General features: G+C 50.4%; 17 protein-coding genes and 1 riboswitch. Of the genes, 9 read left to right on the forward strand and 8 right to left on the reverse strand.

The window, feature by feature from the left end; translation table 11 throughout:
* Nucleotides 1–46 precede the first annotated feature (46 nt).
* A riboswitch (cobalamin riboswitch) is annotated at nucleotides 47–166 on the reverse strand.
* Nucleotides 167–233: 67 nt separating this feature from the next.
* The 4 genes from G3M78_09555 to G3M78_09570 are packed head-to-tail and all read right to left on the reverse strand — an operon-like array spanning nucleotide 234 to nucleotide 5,122.
* Nucleotides 234–893 carry a phospholipase gene (locus tag G3M78_09555; protein ID QPJ65625.1) on the reverse strand — a complete coding sequence of 220 codons (660 nt, stop codon included), beginning with the start codon at nucleotides 891–893 and terminating at the stop codon, nucleotides 234–236.
* Nucleotides 890–2,194: a CCA tRNA nucleotidyltransferase gene (locus G3M78_09560; protein ID QPJ65626.1), complete on the reverse strand. Its 1,305-nt coding sequence runs from the start codon at nucleotides 2,192–2,194 to the stop codon at nucleotides 890–892. The genes G3M78_09555 and G3M78_09560 overlap by 4 nt, the downstream gene beginning before the upstream one ends.
* A gap of 55 nt (nucleotides 2,195–2,249) precedes the next feature.
* On the reverse strand, nucleotides 2,250–3,236 hold the full coding sequence (locus G3M78_09565; GenBank protein QPJ65627.1) for a MinD/ParA family protein: 987 nt from the start codon (nucleotides 3,234–3,236) through the stop codon (nucleotides 2,250–2,252).
* Nucleotides 3,237–3,253: 17 nt separating this feature from the next.
* A complete protein-coding gene (locus tag G3M78_09570) occupies nucleotides 3,254–5,122 on the reverse strand; it encodes a hypothetical protein (protein QPJ65628.1) in 1,869 nt (622 codons plus the stop codon).
* Nucleotides 5,123–5,327: 205 nt separating this feature from the next.
* Between G3M78_09570 and G3M78_09575 the strand changes: the two genes are divergently transcribed.
* From G3M78_09575 to G3M78_09610, 8 genes are all read left to right on the forward strand, one after another.
* The gene (locus G3M78_09575) at nucleotides 5,328–6,101 is read left to right on the forward strand and encodes a glycosyltransferase family 2 protein (GenBank protein QPJ65629.1); all 774 of its coding nucleotides are present in this window, start codon (nucleotides 5,328–5,330) and stop codon (nucleotides 6,099–6,101) included.
* A gap of 175 nt (nucleotides 6,102–6,276) precedes the next feature.
* Nucleotides 6,277–6,912, forward strand: coding sequence for a site-2 protease family protein (locus tag G3M78_09580; GenBank protein ID QPJ66822.1), 636 nt, complete (start codon nucleotides 6,277–6,279; stop codon nucleotides 6,910–6,912).
* Between the two features lie 95 nt (nucleotides 6,913–7,007).
* Nucleotides 7,008–9,800 (forward strand): isoleucine--tRNA ligase, encoded by a 2,793-nt coding sequence (ileS, locus tag G3M78_09585; protein ID QPJ65630.1) that lies wholly within the window; start codon nucleotides 7,008–7,010, stop codon nucleotides 9,798–9,800.
* Nucleotides 9,801–10,313: a signal peptidase II gene (lspA, locus tag G3M78_09590; GenBank protein ID QPJ65631.1), complete on the forward strand. Its 513-nt coding sequence runs from the start codon at nucleotides 9,801–9,803 to the stop codon at nucleotides 10,311–10,313.
* 36 nt (nucleotides 10,314–10,349) lie between these two features.
* Complete coding sequence (gene lgt, locus G3M78_09595; protein ID QPJ65632.1) at nucleotides 10,350–11,132, forward strand: prolipoprotein diacylglyceryl transferase; 783 nt, start codon at nucleotides 10,350–10,352, stop codon at nucleotides 11,130–11,132.
* 16 nt (nucleotides 11,133–11,148) lie between these two features.
* Complete coding sequence (locus tag G3M78_09600; protein ID QPJ65633.1) at nucleotides 11,149–11,442, forward strand: hypothetical protein; 294 nt, start codon at nucleotides 11,149–11,151, stop codon at nucleotides 11,440–11,442.
* Between the two features lie 8 nt (nucleotides 11,443–11,450).
* The gene (locus tag G3M78_09605) at nucleotides 11,451–12,287 is read left to right on the forward strand and encodes an HDOD domain-containing protein (GenBank protein QPJ65634.1); all 837 of its coding nucleotides are present in this window, start codon (nucleotides 11,451–11,453) and stop codon (nucleotides 12,285–12,287) included.
* Between the two features lie 429 nt (nucleotides 12,288–12,716).
* Entirely contained in the window at nucleotides 12,717–13,130 is a 414-nt protein-coding gene (locus G3M78_09610; protein QPJ65635.1) for a helix-turn-helix transcriptional regulator, read from the forward strand.
* A gap of 32 nt (nucleotides 13,131–13,162) precedes the next feature.
* Here G3M78_09610 and G3M78_09615 read toward each other — a convergent pair whose 3' ends face one another.
* The gene (locus G3M78_09615; GenBank protein ID QPJ65636.1) at nucleotides 13,163–15,364 is read right to left on the reverse strand and encodes an FdhF/YdeP family oxidoreductase; all 2,202 of its coding nucleotides are present in this window, start codon (nucleotides 15,362–15,364) and stop codon (nucleotides 13,163–13,165) included.
* A gap of 222 nt (nucleotides 15,365–15,586) precedes the next feature.
* Between G3M78_09615 and G3M78_09620 the strand changes: the two genes are divergently transcribed.
* On the forward strand, nucleotides 15,587–16,012 hold the full coding sequence (locus G3M78_09620; GenBank protein QPJ65637.1) for a response regulator: 426 nt from the start codon (nucleotides 15,587–15,589) through the stop codon (nucleotides 16,010–16,012).
* Here the strand turns inward: G3M78_09620 and G3M78_09625 are convergent.
* Genes G3M78_09625 through G3M78_09635 form a run of 3 tightly spaced genes read right to left on the reverse strand, consistent with a single transcriptional unit; the run spans nucleotide 16,009 to nucleotide 19,341 of the window.
* Nucleotides 16,009–16,773: a tetratricopeptide repeat protein gene (locus G3M78_09625; protein QPJ65638.1), complete on the reverse strand. Its 765-nt coding sequence runs from the start codon at nucleotides 16,771–16,773 to the stop codon at nucleotides 16,009–16,011. The genes G3M78_09620 and G3M78_09625 overlap by 4 nt on opposite strands.
* On the reverse strand, nucleotides 16,770–18,584 hold the full coding sequence (locus tag G3M78_09630) for a protein BatD (GenBank protein ID QPJ65639.1): 1,815 nt from the start codon (nucleotides 18,582–18,584) through the stop codon (nucleotides 16,770–16,772). Before G3M78_09630 ends, G3M78_09625 begins: the two co-directional genes overlap by 4 nt.
* A gap of 4 nt (nucleotides 18,585–18,588) precedes the next feature.
* Entirely contained in the window at nucleotides 18,589–19,341 is a 753-nt protein-coding gene (locus G3M78_09635) for a tetratricopeptide repeat protein (protein QPJ65640.1), read from the reverse strand.
* Nucleotides 19,342–19,391: the final 50 nt, after the last annotated feature.

The raw sequence follows: 19,391 nt of genomic DNA on the forward strand, positions 1-19,391 counted from the left end.
CTGGGGAGTTCGCCTCTTTAACGCGAAGAGTTTATCCTGAAAATTAAGGTGTTCTGGCTCCCGGATCCTTCCGTTGCCTGCGCCTTCCCGTGTTAACAGTGGCTTTTGCAGGCTTGGTCCCCGGTTACAGCGGCGCGACCGCGACGGATTTTCACCGTCTTCCCTTAGTTATTTTATTGTATTGCTTTACGCAGGATCAGACTAGCAAAATTGTTTCGCTTGTCAACACTTCCTTATCCATTTGAATTGAAGAATTCTTCGATATGCCGGATGTTTTCCAGATTCATTTCATGGCCCTGCGAAGTTTCGCGGGCGGTGACTTGCAGTCCCCGGCCTTTCAATTCATCAAGGGCGAATTCAGCAAGAAATGATGGGACCACCTCGTCGTTGGCGCCGAAGATTCCAAATATCTGGGCGTTGCGCGCTTCAGCGGCGACATCGGGCAATTCAGGGAGAAAGCCGCAGACCGAAGCGACTTTATGGATGGGTCGCTTTCCAAGCAGGGAATAAACCAGAGACGCGGCGCCGCCTTGCGAGAAACCCCAGAGACAGGTCTGGATTTCTGTCGGTGAATAATTCTGCCGGGCAAAGGCTTCTGTGTCTTCAATGGCGCGAGTGGCAAATTCCAGAAATTCCTTAACGGACTCCATTTGTTTGGGACCGTCTTTCCACCAGCTCCACAAGCCCTCGCCCGCATCAACCGGGCCTTCCGGGAACACCGCAAGGGTGTTTTCCATTTGCAGTTTGTTGCCGTGGATGAGCATGTTCTCCGGCGTCGAGTCGGCGCCATGAAAGCCGATCAGAATGCGTAGCGGCGTTTTGTGGGCGATGGAATGATTGCCGAAAATGGTTTTCTTGCCGGCGACTTCTCCGTTGCTGTAATGAATGGTCATTGCTCCCCTTGCTGAAATTGAATTTTTTGGGTCATGTTTTTGGCGAACGCAAGCGCTTCTTCCTTGTTCGAAATGCTTCCCAGTACTTTCGCTTCTTCGACCGCATCGAGAATGGTTTTGAACAAGGGGCCAGGATGAATGTTGAAATTATGAATCAGGTCATTACCGTTGATCAAGGCTTCTTTGTCGAGTCCGGGAAGAAAAACAGTCTCATAAAAGGAGGTGATGGAGCGCAACCCGGTTGCTGAGTCGACGGACCATTGCGGGTTGACCGCCCCGGCAAGCGCCAGGCCTTCTTTAAAGGAGGGGTGAGTCTGTCGGCAGAAACGGTACATTGCGGCGTCGCCGCTTTCTTGAGGCCCTTTTAAAAACAGATGCCCGGTTTGTATGGAATGGCAGATTGTCGCGATTTCGGCATTGGACGCTTTCATGGATTTCAAGAAATCAGCAATCGGACTGATGTCGTGATCCGTTTCGCCGCCCAGTGAAAACAGCAGGGCGCTCAACTTCAGCAGGGCTGGATTTGGACGACGGGGGACCACCATTTCCTCCTCGTCGGGCGATTGCGGGAGGGGCGTGTTGCTTTCGATGAGAGCCAGGCGAGCTTTCAGAATTTCTTTAGAATCTGTGACGCCAGGAAACAAGATTTTAAACAAACCGCAATCGTAAAGACTGCCGAAATGCTTCGTCGCGTTGTTTGATCCGAGGTAGAGTTTCAATTCATATAAGACGCGTTCGGCGGCGGATTCTCGCAGGCGTTCGGCGCGTTGCGCGATCTGGTTCAGGGTTTCCGGGTCGATGGAAAAATCGAGCAGGGCGGCGAAGCGGATGCCTCGCAACATGCGCAAGGGGTCTTCCTCCAGCGAGCGGGCGGATACGGCGCGGATGGTTTTCGATTCGATATCGGCTTGTCCCTTGCAGGGGTCGATGTAGTTGTCTTTTTCGTTGATGAAATCTTCCGCTGAAATCGCCAGAGCGTTCAGCGTGTAATCGCGTTGTTTCAAGTCCGATTCAATGTCTTCTCCCTGCAAGGTGGTGAAGTCAAACTGGATGGGATCGGTCACGATCACGCGCAGGGTTTCGCGACCGGGGGTGTCGTCCAGTTTGACCAGCGTGTAGCGGGTTTTCGATGCGATGGCGCGAGCGATTTCGACGGCTCTGTTTCCGGTGAGATCAAAATCGGTACTGTCCCGGTTCAAAAGACGGTCGCGAACGGCGCCGCCGACGACATAGAGCGGCGTTTTAAAGGAGCGAGCCTCGGCGATGAGCTCTTTAAAAAACGGGATGGCCAGGATTTCCATTATACGGACGCTTGCTTGTTTACAGGAGGAACAGAAGAGGCGTTGATTCTAAAAATCAGGCGCCCCAGCCGGAGCCAAGTCGGACTTGTTTGGAAACGAAAATATTGCCGTCTTGTTTTATAAAATGCAAGTCGGTGTTCGTCAAGGCGCCGATGATCTGCTGGATGTTCTCGGAAGGTTTGCTTTGCGGGTCTTTGATGAGAAACGGAATCATGTCGTCCACGGAATCGCGTACGCGGTCGCTCTCGATGATATAGCCCAGATATTTCACGTCGACGTTCAGGTACTTGTGAACGAGGCGGATGAGGTTGTCGCCCACCTGAATGTCCCTGCGGTTGCGCGCGCGATTGACGACCAGACCCGGCTTGAAGGCCTGCACGGCAGCGTCGACTTCCTCCACGCGCTCCGGCGCCACTTGCGCCAGTTTTTCTTTCAGGAGATCGACCGTGTAGGTTTCGATATCCGCCTTGAGCGGGTTGGAGTGGTCGACCATGCGTTGCAATTCTTCGTTGTCTGCAAACTTTTTGTTGATGGAGCGAAACAGGCTGGCGCGGATGAAGCTGAAGGTCTTCATGACCGAAGTCATTTCAGGCGTTGTCAACACGATGTTCTGATCGCTGATATTAAAAAAATCGATCACGTTGAAATTGGTGCCGGGGCCCATATCGAGCACGACGACGTCGGTTTGCAGATTGCGGATCATCGCAATGACGGCCTCGACCGACTCTTGTCCGATATTGGCGCTTCCCGGATTGTCTCCGGCCCCGCTGATGAATTTTAAATTGTCGATGCCGGTGTCGAGCAGAAGCGAATCGGAAGTGACGCCTGTATTGTTAAAGATGTCCTGAAACCCTTTTTGCGGATTGCTGATTCCCAACAGGGCGTGCAGATTGGACGCGCCAAAGTCGGTGTCGACCAGGACGACATGATGGCCGGCGAGGGCGAGTCCGCTTGCGATATTAACGCTCACGACGCTTTTGCCAATGCCGCCTTTTCCGCCGCCAACGGCGATGATTTTTGCTGTAGAAGTTAACGCGATCATGTTTAATTCAATTGAAGCTACTTTTTCTTTTGCTCTTCGAGGAAGATAAAAGACTCAAGTAAATTAATATAATCCTCATCGTTTATGGGCGGTTTAGAGGCGTTTTCCTTGAACTCGGTTTTTTGATAATTCATCCCTTTCAGGAAGTCGGACGTTTTCAGAACCTTCTGCATTCCGGGGTCGAGGTGGTTGATCCGGCTTTCTATTTTTTCCTGAAACTGGTTCAGTTTGTCCACCAGACGACTGACTTTTCCCGAAACCATTTTTTCAACAGCGGGCTTATAGAGCGGTTCTTCCGCTGGCGGCGCATCAGGAATTATATCTTCGAGAGAAGCGCTATACTCAGGCTGTTCTTTCTGCGCCGTGTCTTCTTCAGCTACAACCTCGGGGGAGCCGAATGTGACCGGCGAATCGAGCGTCATGCCGAACAGGTCGTCTTCAGGCTCCTGCGCCTGACCGATTGGTTCCGGCTCCAGCTCAAGGTGAACTTCTTCCGTTTCAATATCGGGAAGCGCTACCGTTTCGGCGTCTTCAGCGTCTTCGGCGTCTGAGGCGAGGTCTTCCAGATTGAAAAAGTCTTCGGGATTGATATTGTCGGGAATAACGGATTCATTTTTTGGCTCGTTGGCTGACGGCGTTGCAACGGGGCTGGTCTCCATGCCTCTGTTATGGAAGTCTTCCAGATCTTCTGGGAGGGTCAATTCCTCTTCGAGATTGCGGCTCGATGTTGCGGTTGCCGGGGCGGGCTCTGACTCTTCCTCAAAAGTGAACTCGATGTCGTCGTCGGAATCAACTTTAGTTGCGGCCTGGGCCTCTTCATCTTCTTTCAGAATATCTTCAAGCGTGGGTTCGTCGTCCAGATTGTCGAAGTTGACGTTGAATGAAACCGGTTCAGCGATTTGTTCTGATATCTGGTTGATCGAATCTTCCATCTCTTTTTGCAGATTGAGAATTTCCTGGTTCTGCTCGCTGAACTCATCGTCTTCGGAGTCGTTGTCGCTGGAAAAGTCAAAGGTTTCCTTCATTAAATCTTCGATATCAGAATCATCCGGTTCCGTTTTTTTCTCTGGCGACCGGGATGCGTCTAATTGTTGTTGAAGCTCGGAAATGGAATTCTCCATTTCCGACTGGAGATCGAGTATGGCTTGATCCTGCAAAAATTCATCATGATCGCCCGATTCGGCAAGCGTTTGAGAAACCGGAGTGGGTTCCTCGCTAAAATCGAGCGTGTCGTTGAGCAAAGCTTTCAGAGCGGGATCCATTTCATCATCGTCATCTTCGAGCGCCATGGCTGGTTTTGCTGTCGCATCGTCATCTCCGAGATCAAATCCATCGAAGGGGTCGGATTGTGAATCTTCCAGGTCGCCGGGCGATGCGGACTCTTCGTCATCGAGTGATTCTGCAATGGCCTGTAAATCTTCGATATTTTCTTCGACATCGTAGGCGTCTTCTTCCTCTTCTGTGTCGAAAGCGTGTTCTCGTTCCTCACGGTCGAGTTGAGTGAGAATGGCAAGGGCGGTGTCTTCGTCTTCAACGCTGGAACGGGAATCCGGGAACAAGGGGCGGGAATCATCCATATCCTCTTCCTCAGACTCTACCTCTTCGCTTTCGTCAAAATCCATTCTCTGAATAATGGCGTCGTATTGTTCTTCTGCCTCAGCGTTGATTTTTCGAATCTTAATGAATGCGTAAGGGATGCCGAAGAGCGCTACAAGAGAAGCGGATAAAATGAGGGGATTTTCCAAAGCAACGAACAAAAAGGGCTTGAACAGTTGAAAAACGGATGTTTGTTCAATTCCCAGAACCTGATCTATCTGTAACCAGATTTTTTCGACCGATTCGAGAATTGTTTCCTGTAAGCCTTGAATGGTTTGGTTTTTAAGCATTTTTTAATTAAAATACAGGGAACAATGGCTTCCCGGAAAATTGAATTAATCGATTCAAGGGTGGAAAATAAATTTATGCCCGGTTTATCGTAAAAAATGCGATTATACGCCCATCGAAATCGTTCAATATCTTAGCATAAAATTGCGAAAAATCAGTAAAATTAATTGTTTACCGACAATTACAGACTGAGGAAATAAAACAAACTTGAATCAGCTATCGGTCGTAATTATTAGCTTCAACGAAGAAAAAAACATCGAACGATGCCTCAAAAGCGTTCAATGGGCGGATGAAATTGTAGTTTTGGACAGCTTCAGCACGGATCGGACCCTTGAAATATGTAAACGCTACACAAATTGTGTGTTTCAGGGGGAATGGCGCGGCTACGGCGCGCAAAAAAATCTTTGCGCCGACAAGGCTTCGCATTCATGGGTTTTGAATCTGGATGCCGATGAGGCGGTCACGCCGGAAGGCGCGGAGGAAATCCAAAGAATGTTGAGTCAACAGCTGGAATTTCCGGCTTATGATTTTCCCAGGAAAAATTTTATTGGCGAACGCTGGATTCGTTTTTGCGGCTGGTACCCGGACCGGATCATTCGCTTGTACGACAAGCGCGTCGTCCGCTTCACCGAGGGAAAGGTGCATGAGCGGTTACAACCGGATGACCGGGTGGGGGCGATGCGCGAAGCGCTACTGCATTATTCTTTCCATGACATGGCGGATTATGTTCAGCGCCAGAACCGTTATTCGAGCCTGGCGGCCAGTGAGCGCGCGGGCTCTGGTAAAAAGTCCGGTTGGGCCAACTTGATATTGAACCCGCTTTGGGTTTTTTTGAAATGCTTTTTTTTACGTCAGGGTTTCAGGGAGGGCCGACTGGGTTTTTTCATATCTGCGTCGATGGCGTACTACACTTTTCTGAAATATGCCAAGGTTGGGGAGGAACTCGAGAAATTGGAGCGTCGCCCTGATGATGAGGGTTGATTGAGTTAGGATTTTTCCCGGAATTAAGATAAAATGAGCCTCTGTGGCAGATCAGGTTGAACCCGAATATGAATCCGCACCTCAGGAAGTTCTCTAGCGGCGCGACTGTCGTTATTTCAGGCGCGTTCCTCACATCAAGAGCCTTTTTTTGACGAAGACCCAGTTACTTATCATAATGATCCCGGTCATTTTGTTCTCCCTGACCGTGCACGAGTATTCTCACGGTAGAATCGCGTACATTCTGGGAGACGATACGGCGAAAAAGCTGGGACGACTGACCTTCAACCCCTTGAAACATCTGGACATCATGGGGGTGGTGTTTTTTTATTTCATGGGCTTTGGCTGGGCGAAACCGGTTCCCGTTGATCCCCGGAATTTTCAGGAACCGCGTCGAGATATGATGTATGTGGCGATTGCCGGGCCTTTGTCGAATGTGGCCCTGGCGGTGCTGTGCGGTTTTTTCATTCGAATCATCGACCCCTACAGCAATGTCGTTCTTTTTACTGTATTATGTTTCGGCGTTTATATAAACGTCGCCTTGGCGATATTCAATCTGCTTCCCGTTTTTCCGCTGGACGGTTCCAGCGTCATCAAAGGTTTGGTGCCGGCGCCGGTGGCGAATCGGTTGGGGAATCTGGATCGATACGGCGCTTTTTTGCTTTTGGGAATTGTGTTGATGGATCATCTGGCGCATACGGGAATTCTCTGGTATGTGCTGGGCGTTCCCATTTTGTACGTGGTGCAATTCGTCACTCAGGATGTTTTTCCCATGTTGATCGAGGTGTTGAGGATGAGCTTCGCTCTTCTCTAGACGGAGCGTTGGTGGAAGTAGAGCGCGTTGCGCTTGGATAAAAATGCAGGTCAGAATTATTCGCTAGAAACTATTTGAAATTGAATCTGGAAAAAATGGATTACAAAGAGACTCTCAATTTACCCAAAACTGATTTCCCGATGAAGGCCAATCTCCTGAAAAAGGAGCCGGAAATGCTGGCGCGCTGGGAAGAAGAAAATTTGTACGGCGAGATTCGCCGACACTTTGCAGGAAAACCCAAATTCACCTTCCATGACGGCCCCCCCTATGCCAACGGGCATATTCACATGGGCCATGCCCTGAACAAGATCCTCAAGGATTTCATCGTGAAAATCAAAACGATGCATGGGTTCGATGCGGGCTTTATCCCCGGCTGGGATTGTCATGGTCTGCCGATCGAGCATCAGGTCACTAAAGAAGAACGTAAAAAGAAGAACACGCCGGACAAGGCGGAGATCCGCAAACTGTGCCGCGAATACGCCGCCGGGTTTGTCGATATTCAGCGCGAGGAGTTCAAGCGGCTGGCGGTTTTCGCCGATTGGGAACGGCCTTATCTGACCATGAATTTTTCCTATCAGGCGTCGATCGTTCGTGAATTGGGCAAGGTGGCGGAGCAGGATATTTTGTACAAGGGATTGAAGCCGGTGCATTGGTGCATGTCCTGTAAAACCGCGCTGGCGGAAGCCGAGGTGGAGCATGCCGATCACAAGTCGACCACGGTGTATGTGAAATTTCCCGTTGCGTCTGAATTGCCTGCGAGCCTGAACGCTTCCAGTCCCGCCTCGGTGGTGATCTGGACGACCACGCCCTGGACGCTTCCCGCCAATATGGCGATCTGCCTGCATCCTGATTTTCAATACGCCGCTGTTGAGTTGAATGGCGAATGCATCATCGTCGCGGAAGATATGGCGCCCGCTCTTGCAAAGGAATGGGGCGTTGAAGAACTCCCGGTTCTGGGCCGATGCGCGGGAAAAGAGCTGGAGCATGTGATCTGTCAGCATCCCTTTTACAACCGAGAATCTACCGTGATTCTTGGCGACCATGTAACGCTCGAACAGGGCACGGGTTGCGTACATACCGCTCCGGGACATGGTCAAGAGGACTATGTGGTGGGGATGAAGTATGGCCTGGAAACTTATAATCCGGTGGACGACGCCGGGGTGTTTGTAGAGGATTTACCGTTATTCGGCGGCATGTTTGTGATGAAAGCCAACGCTGAAATCGTCAGCAAGCTCGAAGCGGAGGGCAAACTGATTTATCAAAGCGAGATCAAACATTCCTATCCGCACTGCTGGCGTTGTCACCAGCCAATCATTTTTCGAGCGACGCGGCAATGGTTCATTTCCATGGACAAGGAGGGTCTGCGCTCCAAGGCGCTGTCTGCGATCAATGAAGCCGAGTGGATTCCGCATTGGGGGCGCGAGCGTATTTATGGAATGGTTGAAAACCGTCCCGACTGGTGCGTATCCCGGCAGAGGGCCTGGGGCGCTCCGATCGCCATCGTTTCCTGCCTGGACTGTGGTGAAATGCTCAAGACCAAAGAAATTTTCGCCCATATCGTCGCCTTGATCGAGAAGCACGGCGCCGACTACTGGTTTGAAAAGGACGTGAAGGAACTGGTCCCGGAAGGGACGGTCTGCGCCTGCGGCAGTTCCAATCTGGGCAAGGAGCAGGATATTCTCGACGTGTGGTTCGATTCAGGTACCAGCCATGCGGCGGTTCTCGAAGCGGACCCGGAGCAGTCCTGGCCCGCCGATCTGTACCTTGAAGGGAGCGATCAGCATCGCGGCTGGTTCCACAGTTCCTTGTTGGAATCCATCGCCACGCGGGGAAAAGCGCCTTACCGGGCGGTGCTGACGCACGGCTATGTGGTGGACGGCAAGGGCAAGAAAATGTCGAAGTCTGCGGGCAACGTGATCGCGCCTCAAAAGATCATCGATCAATACGGCGCGGAAGTTTTGCGCCTGTGGGTGGCGTCTGAAAATTACCGTGAAGACATTCGCATCTCTCAGGAAATTTTGAAACGACTCACCGAGGCCTATCGAAAAATCAGAAACACGTTCCGGTTCCTGCTGGGCAATTTGAGCGATTTCGATCCGAAAAAAGACGCGGTGGCGCTGGATGAGTTGATGGAGATCGATCGCTACATTCTGTTCCGCTTCAACGGATTGAAACAGAAAATTCTGGGCGCTTATGATCGCTATGAATTTCATACCTTCTATCACGCCTTCTATAATTTCTGTATCGTCGATCTCAGCGCTTTTTATCTGGATATCGTCAAGGACCGTTTGTACACCTTCGCGCCGGGTTCCAAGGGCCGCCGCAGTTGCCAGACCGCCCTGCATTATCTCCTGCAGGATATGGCGCGTTTGATGGCTCCTGTTTTGAGTTTCATGGCGGAAGAGGTTTGGGATTATCTGCCAGAGGGCAGCGCTCCTGAAAAAAGCGTGCATCTCAGTTCTTTTCCCGAGGACAGGGCGATTGAGTTCGACGACGCATTGCGGGAGAAATGGGAAAGCCTGATCGAGCTGAAAGGCGAGGTCAGCCGGGCTTTGGAAATTTGTCGGCAGGAGAAAGTCATCGGCCATTCGCTGGACGCGCATGTCAAGCTGGCATTGCCGGAAGCCCTCTTGAAACGCTTGCAGGAGGATGTTGACGAATTGAAATTTATTTTCATCGTTTCCAAAGTTGATATCGTGACCGATTTATCTCAAGAAGAGAAAGTCTATCAAAGCGAGTCGATGAAGGGCGTCGGCGTGTTTGTCCAATCTGTTGGCGGGCAAAAATGCGAACGCTGCTGGAATTATTTTGATTCCGACGGGGCCAAGGATGCGCTTCTATGCGAGCGCTGTGTTGAGAATCTTGAAATCGCTCAGGGGGCGGAGTAATTGCGTAATAAATACCTGGTTCTCTTGTTTGTTTCGAACTTGTTGATATTGCTTGACCAGTTCACAAAGTATTTTGTCGTGTCACATATTCCGCGGCATCATTCCTTTTGGGTGATTGACGAAATTTTCAGCATCACTCATATTCGCAATCCCGGCGTGGCGTTCGGCTTGTTTGCGAGTTACAATATCGAATCCAAGGCGCTGATATTCATTTGCATCTCCAGCATCGCCATCGTTGCGATTTTGATTATTTTCCACCAGACGGAGAACCATCGCCGACTGGCTCTCGCCAGTTTGATTCTTATTTTCAGCGGAGCGATCGGCAATGTGATCGACCGCGTGATTCATGGCGAAGTGATCGATTTCCTGTATTTCCATGCGGGCGATTTTCATTTCCCGGCGTTCAATGTAGCCGATTCCTGTATTTCCACCGGAGTGGCGATGATGATTCTTGATATCGTCAAGCATCCTCCTCCGCCAGCCGGAGCCAGTTCGGGTCAGAACCCGGTTTGATCCAGCGCCGCCTCAGTGATTCCATAGGACGTTGACATGCACCCAGTCTTGCTAGAGTTTGGATTCGTCAAGATATTCAGCTACGGTCTGCTTGTGGCCAGTGGATTTTTTGCCGCTATCATGTACGCCTCAAGACAGGCGAAGCGGGAAGGCATGAACCCGCAGGAAATTGTCGATTTGTGTTTCTATATCATGATCGCGTCCTTACTGGGCGCGCGATTGCTATACGTCCTGGTGGAATTCTCCTATTTTTCACAGAATCCGCTGGAAGCCTTTAAATTCTGGAAAGGCGGTCTGGTTTTCTACGGTGGACTCATTGGCGGAACGATTGTCGCCATTGTGTACATGAAGCGTTGCGGCATGGATCTTTGGAAAGTCGCCGATGTGCTGGCTCCCGCCATCGCAATTGGGCAGGGCATCGGGCGCTGGGGATGTTTTTTTGCGGGCTGTTGTTACGGTCGGCCAAGCGACGTTCCCTGGGCCATCACTTTTTCCAACGCGAAATCACTTGCTCCCTTGAATATTGCCCTGCACCCCACGCAAATCTATTTGTCCTTAAACGCGATAGCGATTTTTTTGATACTGGTCTGGTTGCAAAAAAGGAAGCATTTTGATGGGCAGATTCTGTGGACTTATGGCATTCTTTACGCAGTGGGCCGGTTTGTGATTGAATATTTTAGAAATGACGACCGCGGATATGTTATAGATGGCGTATTATCCACCTCGCAATTTGTCGGCATCATAGTTTTTATTCTTTCGATTGCGATGTGGTTCCTGTTGAAAAACAGGGGAGAGCAAAGATCGACTCGACTTTCTTAATAGCGTTGTGCGGAAAATGAATTCAGAGAACGATAAACCGGTTTCCATCCAGCCCTTGCAGACCGTTTGGGTGCGCAGGGGGGACGCGCCGACAAGACAAATTCCGGCGAAAATGCTGATCCCGAATATCAAGATTGGCAAGCTTTACGGTTCCGATGAAATTTCCGGCGATGGCTTGCGTTGGGTGCGACTGGATCGGCATTCCCAGTTGGCGCATTATTTCCTTGTAGAAGAAGATTCGTCTCCCATTGAAAAGAGCAAGGTTCAATTGGGCGAACTGGCGGACATGTTGAAAGAGATCAACGGCTGAAGGTTCTGATGAATGACAATGTTACGACGATAATTGAGGATTGGGTTTCTTCTGTCCCCACCGTGTACCTGAAGCTGAAGAAGGCTTTGGAAGATCCCGACTGTAGCTTCGACGATTTCGCTCATATTCTTTCTGCGGATGCGGCTCTTTGCGGCCGGGTTTTAAAAATTGTTAACAGCGCTTTTTTCGGCTTCAGCGCAAAAATTGAAACCGTCACCCACGCCTTGAATATTCTGGGTACGGAGCAATTGAACGAGCTGGCGCTCGCGGTCTCGGTGATGGGCAAATTCAAAGGCATCCCGGAGGATCTGGTTACCATGGACTCTTTCTGGAGGCATTCCATCGCTTGCGGAGTGATTTCTCGAAAGATCGCATCGGATTTCAAACTGGCCAATTCAGAGCGCTATTATGTCGTTGGCCTGCTTCACGATATCGGCAGTCTGATTATCTATAAAAAGACGCCGGACGCGGAACGCAAGGTTCTGCAGGAATGCGCTGAAACCAATACGAATTTATTCAAGGTTGAGACAAAAACCTTTGGCTTCGACCATGCCGATGTTGGCGGCGCATTGCTTCAGTCATGGAAGCTGTCGGACAATTTATACCGCGCCGTGCTTTGCCACCACTACCCCGAAGGCTCCCAGCTGGATATACCGCTCGCCGAGGTGATTCATATCGCCGATAGTGTGGCTTACGATATGGGACTGGGCAATAGCGGCGAGCGCTCGACCCCGGATTTAGACCTTAGCATCTGCGAGGGGCTGGGGATTGAGCCCTCCTACCTTCAAGACTTTCGCGCCGACGTTGTTCAGGAATACGAACTGGCTCTCAGCCTGTTTCTCTAGTTGTATCCGGTTTTCCGACTCATATGAATTCGGCGTTCCGCTGACCCCTGCAGGCAGAATCATTCCCGATACAACTGAATAAAGTTTTAGGACAAGGTCTCTCAGGGTGTTTTCGGCCTTGACTGGTGATAGAGGCGGCCTGTGCGCTGAAAGGGGCCGGACTGACAGAACCTGTTCTGGCGCGGGTAATGCGCTTCGTCTTTGTAGGAATTTATGAGGTGGGTGTAGGGATGTAGGTTGTTTTTCGAGATTGGAGTATTTTGTCGACTATTACAGAGTGTTACGAAACTGTAACTTGGCCTCGATAGATTCTTAACAAGGATAGATTAAATTGAAACTATGAAAGTTCGCTGACGGGAAGAATCGAGTCAGGGAAAAACCTTTCAGAAGAGTCAACTTTTAGAATCTATCATTGGGAGTAATCTGGCTATGAACGATAGCGCAAAAGAAAAAAATTTTAAAACGGTCGGGCAGAGGATGAAGGCGTGGAGGAAATCGATGTCCTTCAAGCTGAAAGATCTGTCGGATAAGATCAAGATTTCTCAAGGGTCCCTGTCGGATATCGAAAACAACAAATGTCTTCCATCGGCAAAGACCCTGACCAACCTGTGTTTGTACACCGATCTGAATATTTGCTGGTTACTCACGGGCTTTGGATCGATTGTCGGGCAGACTCCTGACAAGTCGACGTCTGCATCCTTTTACAAAGAGTACATGCAATTGATGCAGGATAAAAAGCTGAAGGAGTTGATGGATCGAATGATCCGAATTTACAACCATGAGGAAGCGTCGAAACGAGCCAACCTTGCAGGATTTCTCACCGGCGCCGATCCAGGAGTGTGAGCATGATACTTTTGGATCAGGCCGCGGCCTTGTCAGACTTTCGTCAAAGAAACCCGCACGCTTTTGAAGGCGGGCGTTCTGGAAGAAGCGTCGATTTCTCTCGAAATCAGAACATTTGTCTCGGGATAATACATCATCAAATTCCCGGTTTTTATGGGGAACGAGACAATTCTCTGGTTTTCAAGGCGCCCGGTCGCGCTTGTTACCGTAACCCGATCCCCTTCTTTCAATTGAAGGATCTCCATATCCTCAAGGCTGATCATGACAACGTCTCTTGAATTAATGCCTCGATAATTGTCATGATTTTCATAGACGACCGTGTTGAACTGTCCTTCGGAACGCACGGTCATCAAGTTAAACTCGAGGGTTGAGTTTTTCTTCTTCAGGCCGGGCAAATTGCAAACTTGAAATCTGGCTTTTCCCGATTGCGTCGGAAACTGAGGCGTGTGCAGGGAACGACCGCTGATGTGAAATTCGCTTTTGCTTTGATCGATCTCAAGCATTTTTTCAAATCCGGGAACAACGCTTCCAATCATGGATCGTATGTTTTTGACATCGCCCAGGTCCTTCCAGGAAACCGGGCCGGGCAGATTGGTCTTCTGCCCGATAGCGGAGATGATTTCAATCTCGCTTTTCGCTTGAGGATGACGGTTCAAACCGCCGTCGCTCAATCTCACAAAACTGAACATGCTCTCCTGCGTGGTGGGAGCCGGTTCCTCATCTCTTGCCCGGATCGGCAGGATCAACGTGGTTTTGCCGCGTCCTAGAAAATGTCCCTGATTCAAGGTGGTGTTCATGTACAGGCTGAAATTGATTTTGGACAGCGCCGCGCGGGCAAATTGCGAATCGGGCGCTGAGCCGTATAAATTTCCGCCCAGATTCCAGGCGAAATCGATTCCGCCCTTCGCCGCCGCTTCAATACAGGCAAGGGTGTCCATTCCCGTTTGGGCTGGGGGCGAAAAGCCATAGTTCTGCTGTAAATTGTCCATGAATGCGGATTTCAATTGCGGCACAAATCCCATCGAGCCGACGCCTTGGACGTTGGAATGACCGCGTAAGGGAAGCAGACCTGCGTGGGGTCTTCCAGTCATTTGCCGCATCAAGGCCAGGTTGACGATGGAATGGATGGTGTTGACGCCATGCAAATGATGCGTGATTCCCATCGCCCACGCAAACACCACATTTTTTCCGTCGACGTAGTGTCGAGCCGTTGCCTCCATCTGCTCGCGCGATAAACCGGAGGCCGTTTCCAGTTCTTCCCAGCTCGATCCTTCGAGATCGTTTTTAAAAGCATCATAATTTTCGGTGTGGTCGTTGATAAACGATTGTTCCATCGCAGATGCGTTTTCGGCGCCCAATTCCAGCACGGCTTTGGCGATGCCTTTGAACAGAGCCAAATCGCCGCCGATATGCGGTTGCAGATAATCCGTTGCAATATCAGACCCAAATAGAAGGCTGAGCGGATCGGAAGGCACGCTGAATTTGAGCAAGCCGGGTTCCCGGGCCGGGTTCACGACAATCACTTTTCCGCCGCGCCTGCGAATCTGCATCAAGGTCTTCATAAAGCGGGGGTGATTGGACGCGGGGTTGGCGCCGATCAGAAATATCAGGTCGGTCTTGTCGAGGTCTTCCAACTGAACGGTGGCAGTCGAGGTTCCCAGCGTCTGCGCCAGGCCGACTCCGGATGCCTGGTGGCAAAAATAGGAACAGTTGTTGACGTTGTTGGTGCCAAAAATTCTCGCAAAAATTTGCAACAGAAACGCGGCTTCGTTGGACGAGCGACCGCTGGAGTAAAAAAAGGCGCGGTCCGCCGGGCAGGCCTTCAGTTCGCTGGCGACGCGATCAAAGGCTTCTTCCCATGAAATCCTGCGGTAATGGCTGGCGCCGTCTTCGTGAATGACCGGCTCGGTCAACCGTCCGCTCAATTCCAGTTGACGCGGATCCCAGGTCTCAAGTTGTGCGACCGAATGCGCGGTAAAGAAATCCTTTGGCAAACCGCCTTGCATGTCCGAAGCCTGGGCCATGAAGGATTTGTTGCAGACGGCGGGAAACATGCGTTTTTCATCGGTCATGCCGCCTTTTTGCCCGCCCATTCCCAGAGCGCAACTTTTACAGCTGTTCTTGCTCATCAGAGCTTTCATCATTGGAAACAAGCCGCCTGCGCGGTTCGCCATTTTCAATGAAAAGCCGATGGCGCCCCAACCTCCCGGTGTTTTTGGTACGAAGTCCGTCATGATCGCAAATAAAAAAAGTTGTATAGTTTCAACCAGTAATATTAATTTAGGCCCTTTTAATTTAAAATGCCATTTCAATCGCGTTGTCAGCGCAGGACGTTCGGCTTTGTTGAAACTCAGCGGAATTCGGGAGCGTCAACGCGAAATTAGTCGTTGGTTTGTTTTTTGATTCTGGCGCTTTCGGAAAAGATCTTGTCAGCGGCGTACTGAAAAGAGGTTGCCATGTCCAATGAAGCAGAGGATGGAAATTCAGGAAAACCCGGTTCGCGGGCTGAGCCGAGCATTCTTTATATTGAAGACAATCCTGACAATCAGGCCCTGGTGAAAAGGATCCTCAACGATTTGCGCGGGATCACCATCCATTTGGCGGGACACGCCAGAGAGGGCATCGAGCTGGCCCGACAGCATCGACCGGACCTGATCCTTATGGATTTGAACCTGCCTGAAATTGATGGAACCGAAGCGTTTGAAATGCTTCAGGGCATCGAGGAAACCGCGGGCATCCCTGTGTGGGTTTTGAGCGCGAACGTGATCCCTTCAGAAAAGGCCGCCATACTGGATTTGGGTTTCCAGCGCTTTATTGATAAGCCCTTCAAGATTAATGAGTTTCTGGACTTGATCGACGCATTTGTCGAAACCGGGAGTTAAGGGAGCAATCCGAGAGATTGTTCGGGAACCCAGCCCGATTTTCCCTTTGAAATCAATATCTGATTCCATCCCTCGCGCCGTTGATGGATTTTGAAAACGGCGCCTTCATGCAATTCGACAACCGTTGTATTGTCCGGGCCGGGAGCCGACTTGACCTCGACCGTCGAGGCGAGTATCACTCCAAGCGGGGACGAATTGTATTGAAAGAATTTTAGCCCTGATCCCGCCGCCGTGAAGATAAAGAGCGTCAAGGCGAGCCACCGCATTTGACTCCATACCTTCGTGCGCTTGTAGAGCCAGACTGCCATGATTCCCCAAAAGAGTGCATAGAACGCCAGACAGATCCAAATCGTTTCTTTAAAATTCATAGAATCTATCCAGAAAAAAACAGGGTTCGATTCGTCCGTCTCCAGGGCCGATGAGCGATCCTTGGTTTTCAAAAAAGCCAAACGAAGATTGGCGGCGAGTTCGTCGTTGTCTGGAATCCATTGCCGGGCCTTCAAATAGTGCAGGATCGCGAGACCCAAAGAGTCTGACCGCAGATAGGCGTTGCCCAGGTTGTAATGCAGAAAGCCATTGTTGTATTCGGGGCTGAGAGCGGACTCGTAGGCTGTGATCGCCTTCTCATACCGTCCTTCAAGGTAAAATGCGTTGCCTTGCTGAATGGTATCGAGCCGATTTTTTTCAGATCCTTCTACGAAGGCAGGGTCGGCGCCAATTAAGATCGCAAGAATGAGAAATAGGAAAGTCGTGATTTTCATGAGACCTTTTCAAACTCCTGCAATGTTTCCAACGCGGTATTTATGAGCGCGGGGCCATTGATTTCCGCCGTCGGAGAAAATTGAAGTCTCTCAAAATTTTTCAACATGGCGCCGAGCGATCGGGCGATTTGCAATTGTTCCTCATCGCTCAAACTGAGATTTGACAGTTCCTCGGAGGTGAAAGCCGCGCTGTCTAAATCAAATTTGTTGCCAGCGTATTCGCGAAGGATTTGAGACAGGTCCCGTACGATTTCCTTGGGTTTGGCAGAGGGCTGATCCTTTAACTGTTGAATGCGCGACAAGGCAAGCGCGAGGGCCTCCTTGCTTCGGTAAAAGGCTGAGTGCGATTGTCTGTGCAAAGTTTTTTGGTAGCGGCGGGCCCGGTAAAAATAACCTGCAAGCGGAAACGTGAATCCCGCAAGGATCAAAGCCCAGTCGATGCCTGAAAATTTCTGATTACTGAAATCTCTCAGGTCGGTGTGAATCGGGAAGAGTTCGTCGCCAGATGTTCGGCTCCCTGTGTTTGTTCTGTTTTCGGCTGAGGCGTCAAATTGCGAGAGCGGTTCTTTGGCTTCAACGCCCATCACCGTCAGAGACGTGGGTTCAGCTTTAAGGTCCATATAGAGTTTCCGGGCTGGATCGAAAAACGTGAAAGTTGGGACAGGGATATCCCATCGACCTGGCTTGAGTGGGACAAGGGCGAATTTAAAACTCTTTTCTCCTCCGAGCCGGGAGTTTCGAATATCGGCTTTCAATACGGGTTGATCGGGATAAATTTTAAAATGCTCGGGCAATTCCGGCGCTCCGACAGTCGCTTCACCCACATTCCCCGTGCCGGATAAAATCACTGTGAGCGTTGTAGTTTCGCCGGTATTGAGGGTCGTCTTTCCCAGAGATACGCGCATTTTGAAGTCGCCGACCAAACCGGAAAAATTAGCAGGTTTGCCTTTTTTCGGGAGAGGGCGCACGTTCAATTGAATGGGAGACGTTCGCAGGATTTTGTGTTCGGAGCGTAATTGAGAGCGAAAAAACGGATCGTTAAAAAAAGAGTCAAACGAAGAGCGACCGGGGAATTTCCCTTGCGCACTGGAACGGAGCAAGTCGAGTTCAAGGATAGCAGGTGGGATGGAAGTCTTGCCCGCCTGCGTTGGAAAATAGGCAATGGGAAGTTCGTGAACCTTGTACTGGACTCCGTTGACGACCTGTTCGTATTTCTTGGAGTTCCCCAGACTCTCTTTTCGAAAATATAACTGGTCATAGGGAGTTTCCAGCTCCAGATTTTGAGCGTCCACTTTGCGAAACAACTTGAAGGTGTAAACGATCTGTTCGCCGACATAAGGATCGGTTTTGGACACCGACGCTTCGACAAAGGCATCGGCATTGCTTTGATTCGTTACCTTGATCTTGTCGACGACTTCAATCTGTATGGGCTTTGTTAGGTAGCGTGTTCCCGCAACGTTAAAAACAATGGGGGGAATAGTATAAGACCCTTTCTCTTTGGGAATCAGATGGTAATGATAGCTGACGCTGGAGGCGACTTTCCCGTTGATTATTTGCGTGGACGAAGCGGTTCCGCCAGGGCGAACATGAAATGCGGGCATTCGCGGCATTTCGGGGCGCGCCGCGCTTTGCACGCCCATTAAGGTTGCCTTTAATTCCAGCACGTCTTCAAGCGATATTGTGGTCTTGTCGACCGATGCGACTGCATGGATATCAGCCGCCGGACTGGTTTTGGCAGCGCTGATGCAGAGGAGCAGGGCGAACAGGACTTGGCGGGAAATGCTGATCCATGGATGTTTCTTTCCCCTCATTGATTTACCAGTCAACCTTTGGCGGATTTTTGCTAGCTTGGTTTTTAGCAATTTGTTTTTGGATCAATTCTTTTCTGTTTTCTGAGATGGCATTCAGGCGTCGGTCGGCTTCTTCTTTCGAGAGTCTGCTTCTCCCTTCGCCGGGGCGCGGGGGCTGGTTTTTAGCAGTTTGAGTCTGGCCGCCAGAGTTTGATGGCGGCGGATTTTTTTGCTGATTTCCAGAGTCTGGCCCCTGCTGTTGACTTGATTGCGATGGATCGGCGTCCTTATCTTCCTTGGGTTTTTTATTCTGGTTCTGTTGTTTGGGGTCGTCTTGTTGGCGCTTTTTTTTCTGCTCTTCCAGTTGTTTGCGGACAAATTCCAGATTGAATTTAGCGTCCATATCTTTGGGATTCAACTCCAGGGATTTTTTGAAGGCCGATTCGGCTTCTTTAAGTTTTCCCATTTTGAACAGCGCATTGCCGGAATTATAAACTGCAAATTGTTGCAACTCGGGATTCTCAGGCGCGACCCCCGATTGTTGATAGGATTCCAGCGCCTGGTCGAATTTCCCGCTCTTGTAGCGACTGTTGCCGAGGTTGTACTGAATCGCTAAATCTTCGGGGTTCTCGCGTGTTTCCGTCTCGAAATGTTGCGAGGCGCTTTCGTAGTCTCCCTGTTGATAGAGGGATTCCGCCTCATTGGCAAAAGCGGGTGAAGCCCCAAGCGTCAGCAGGTGCAGGGTCAATAGCAGGTGTATGTATCTGGAAAGAATCATAACTCAGTCAGGACAAAAAAAAAGTTTCCGCCAGAATCTGGCGGAAACTT

It is taken from the genome of Candidatus Nitrohelix vancouverensis (assembly GCA_015698305.1).
Lineage (GTDB): Bacteria > Nitrospinota > Nitrospinia > Nitrospinales > VA-1 > Nitrohelix > Nitrohelix vancouverensis.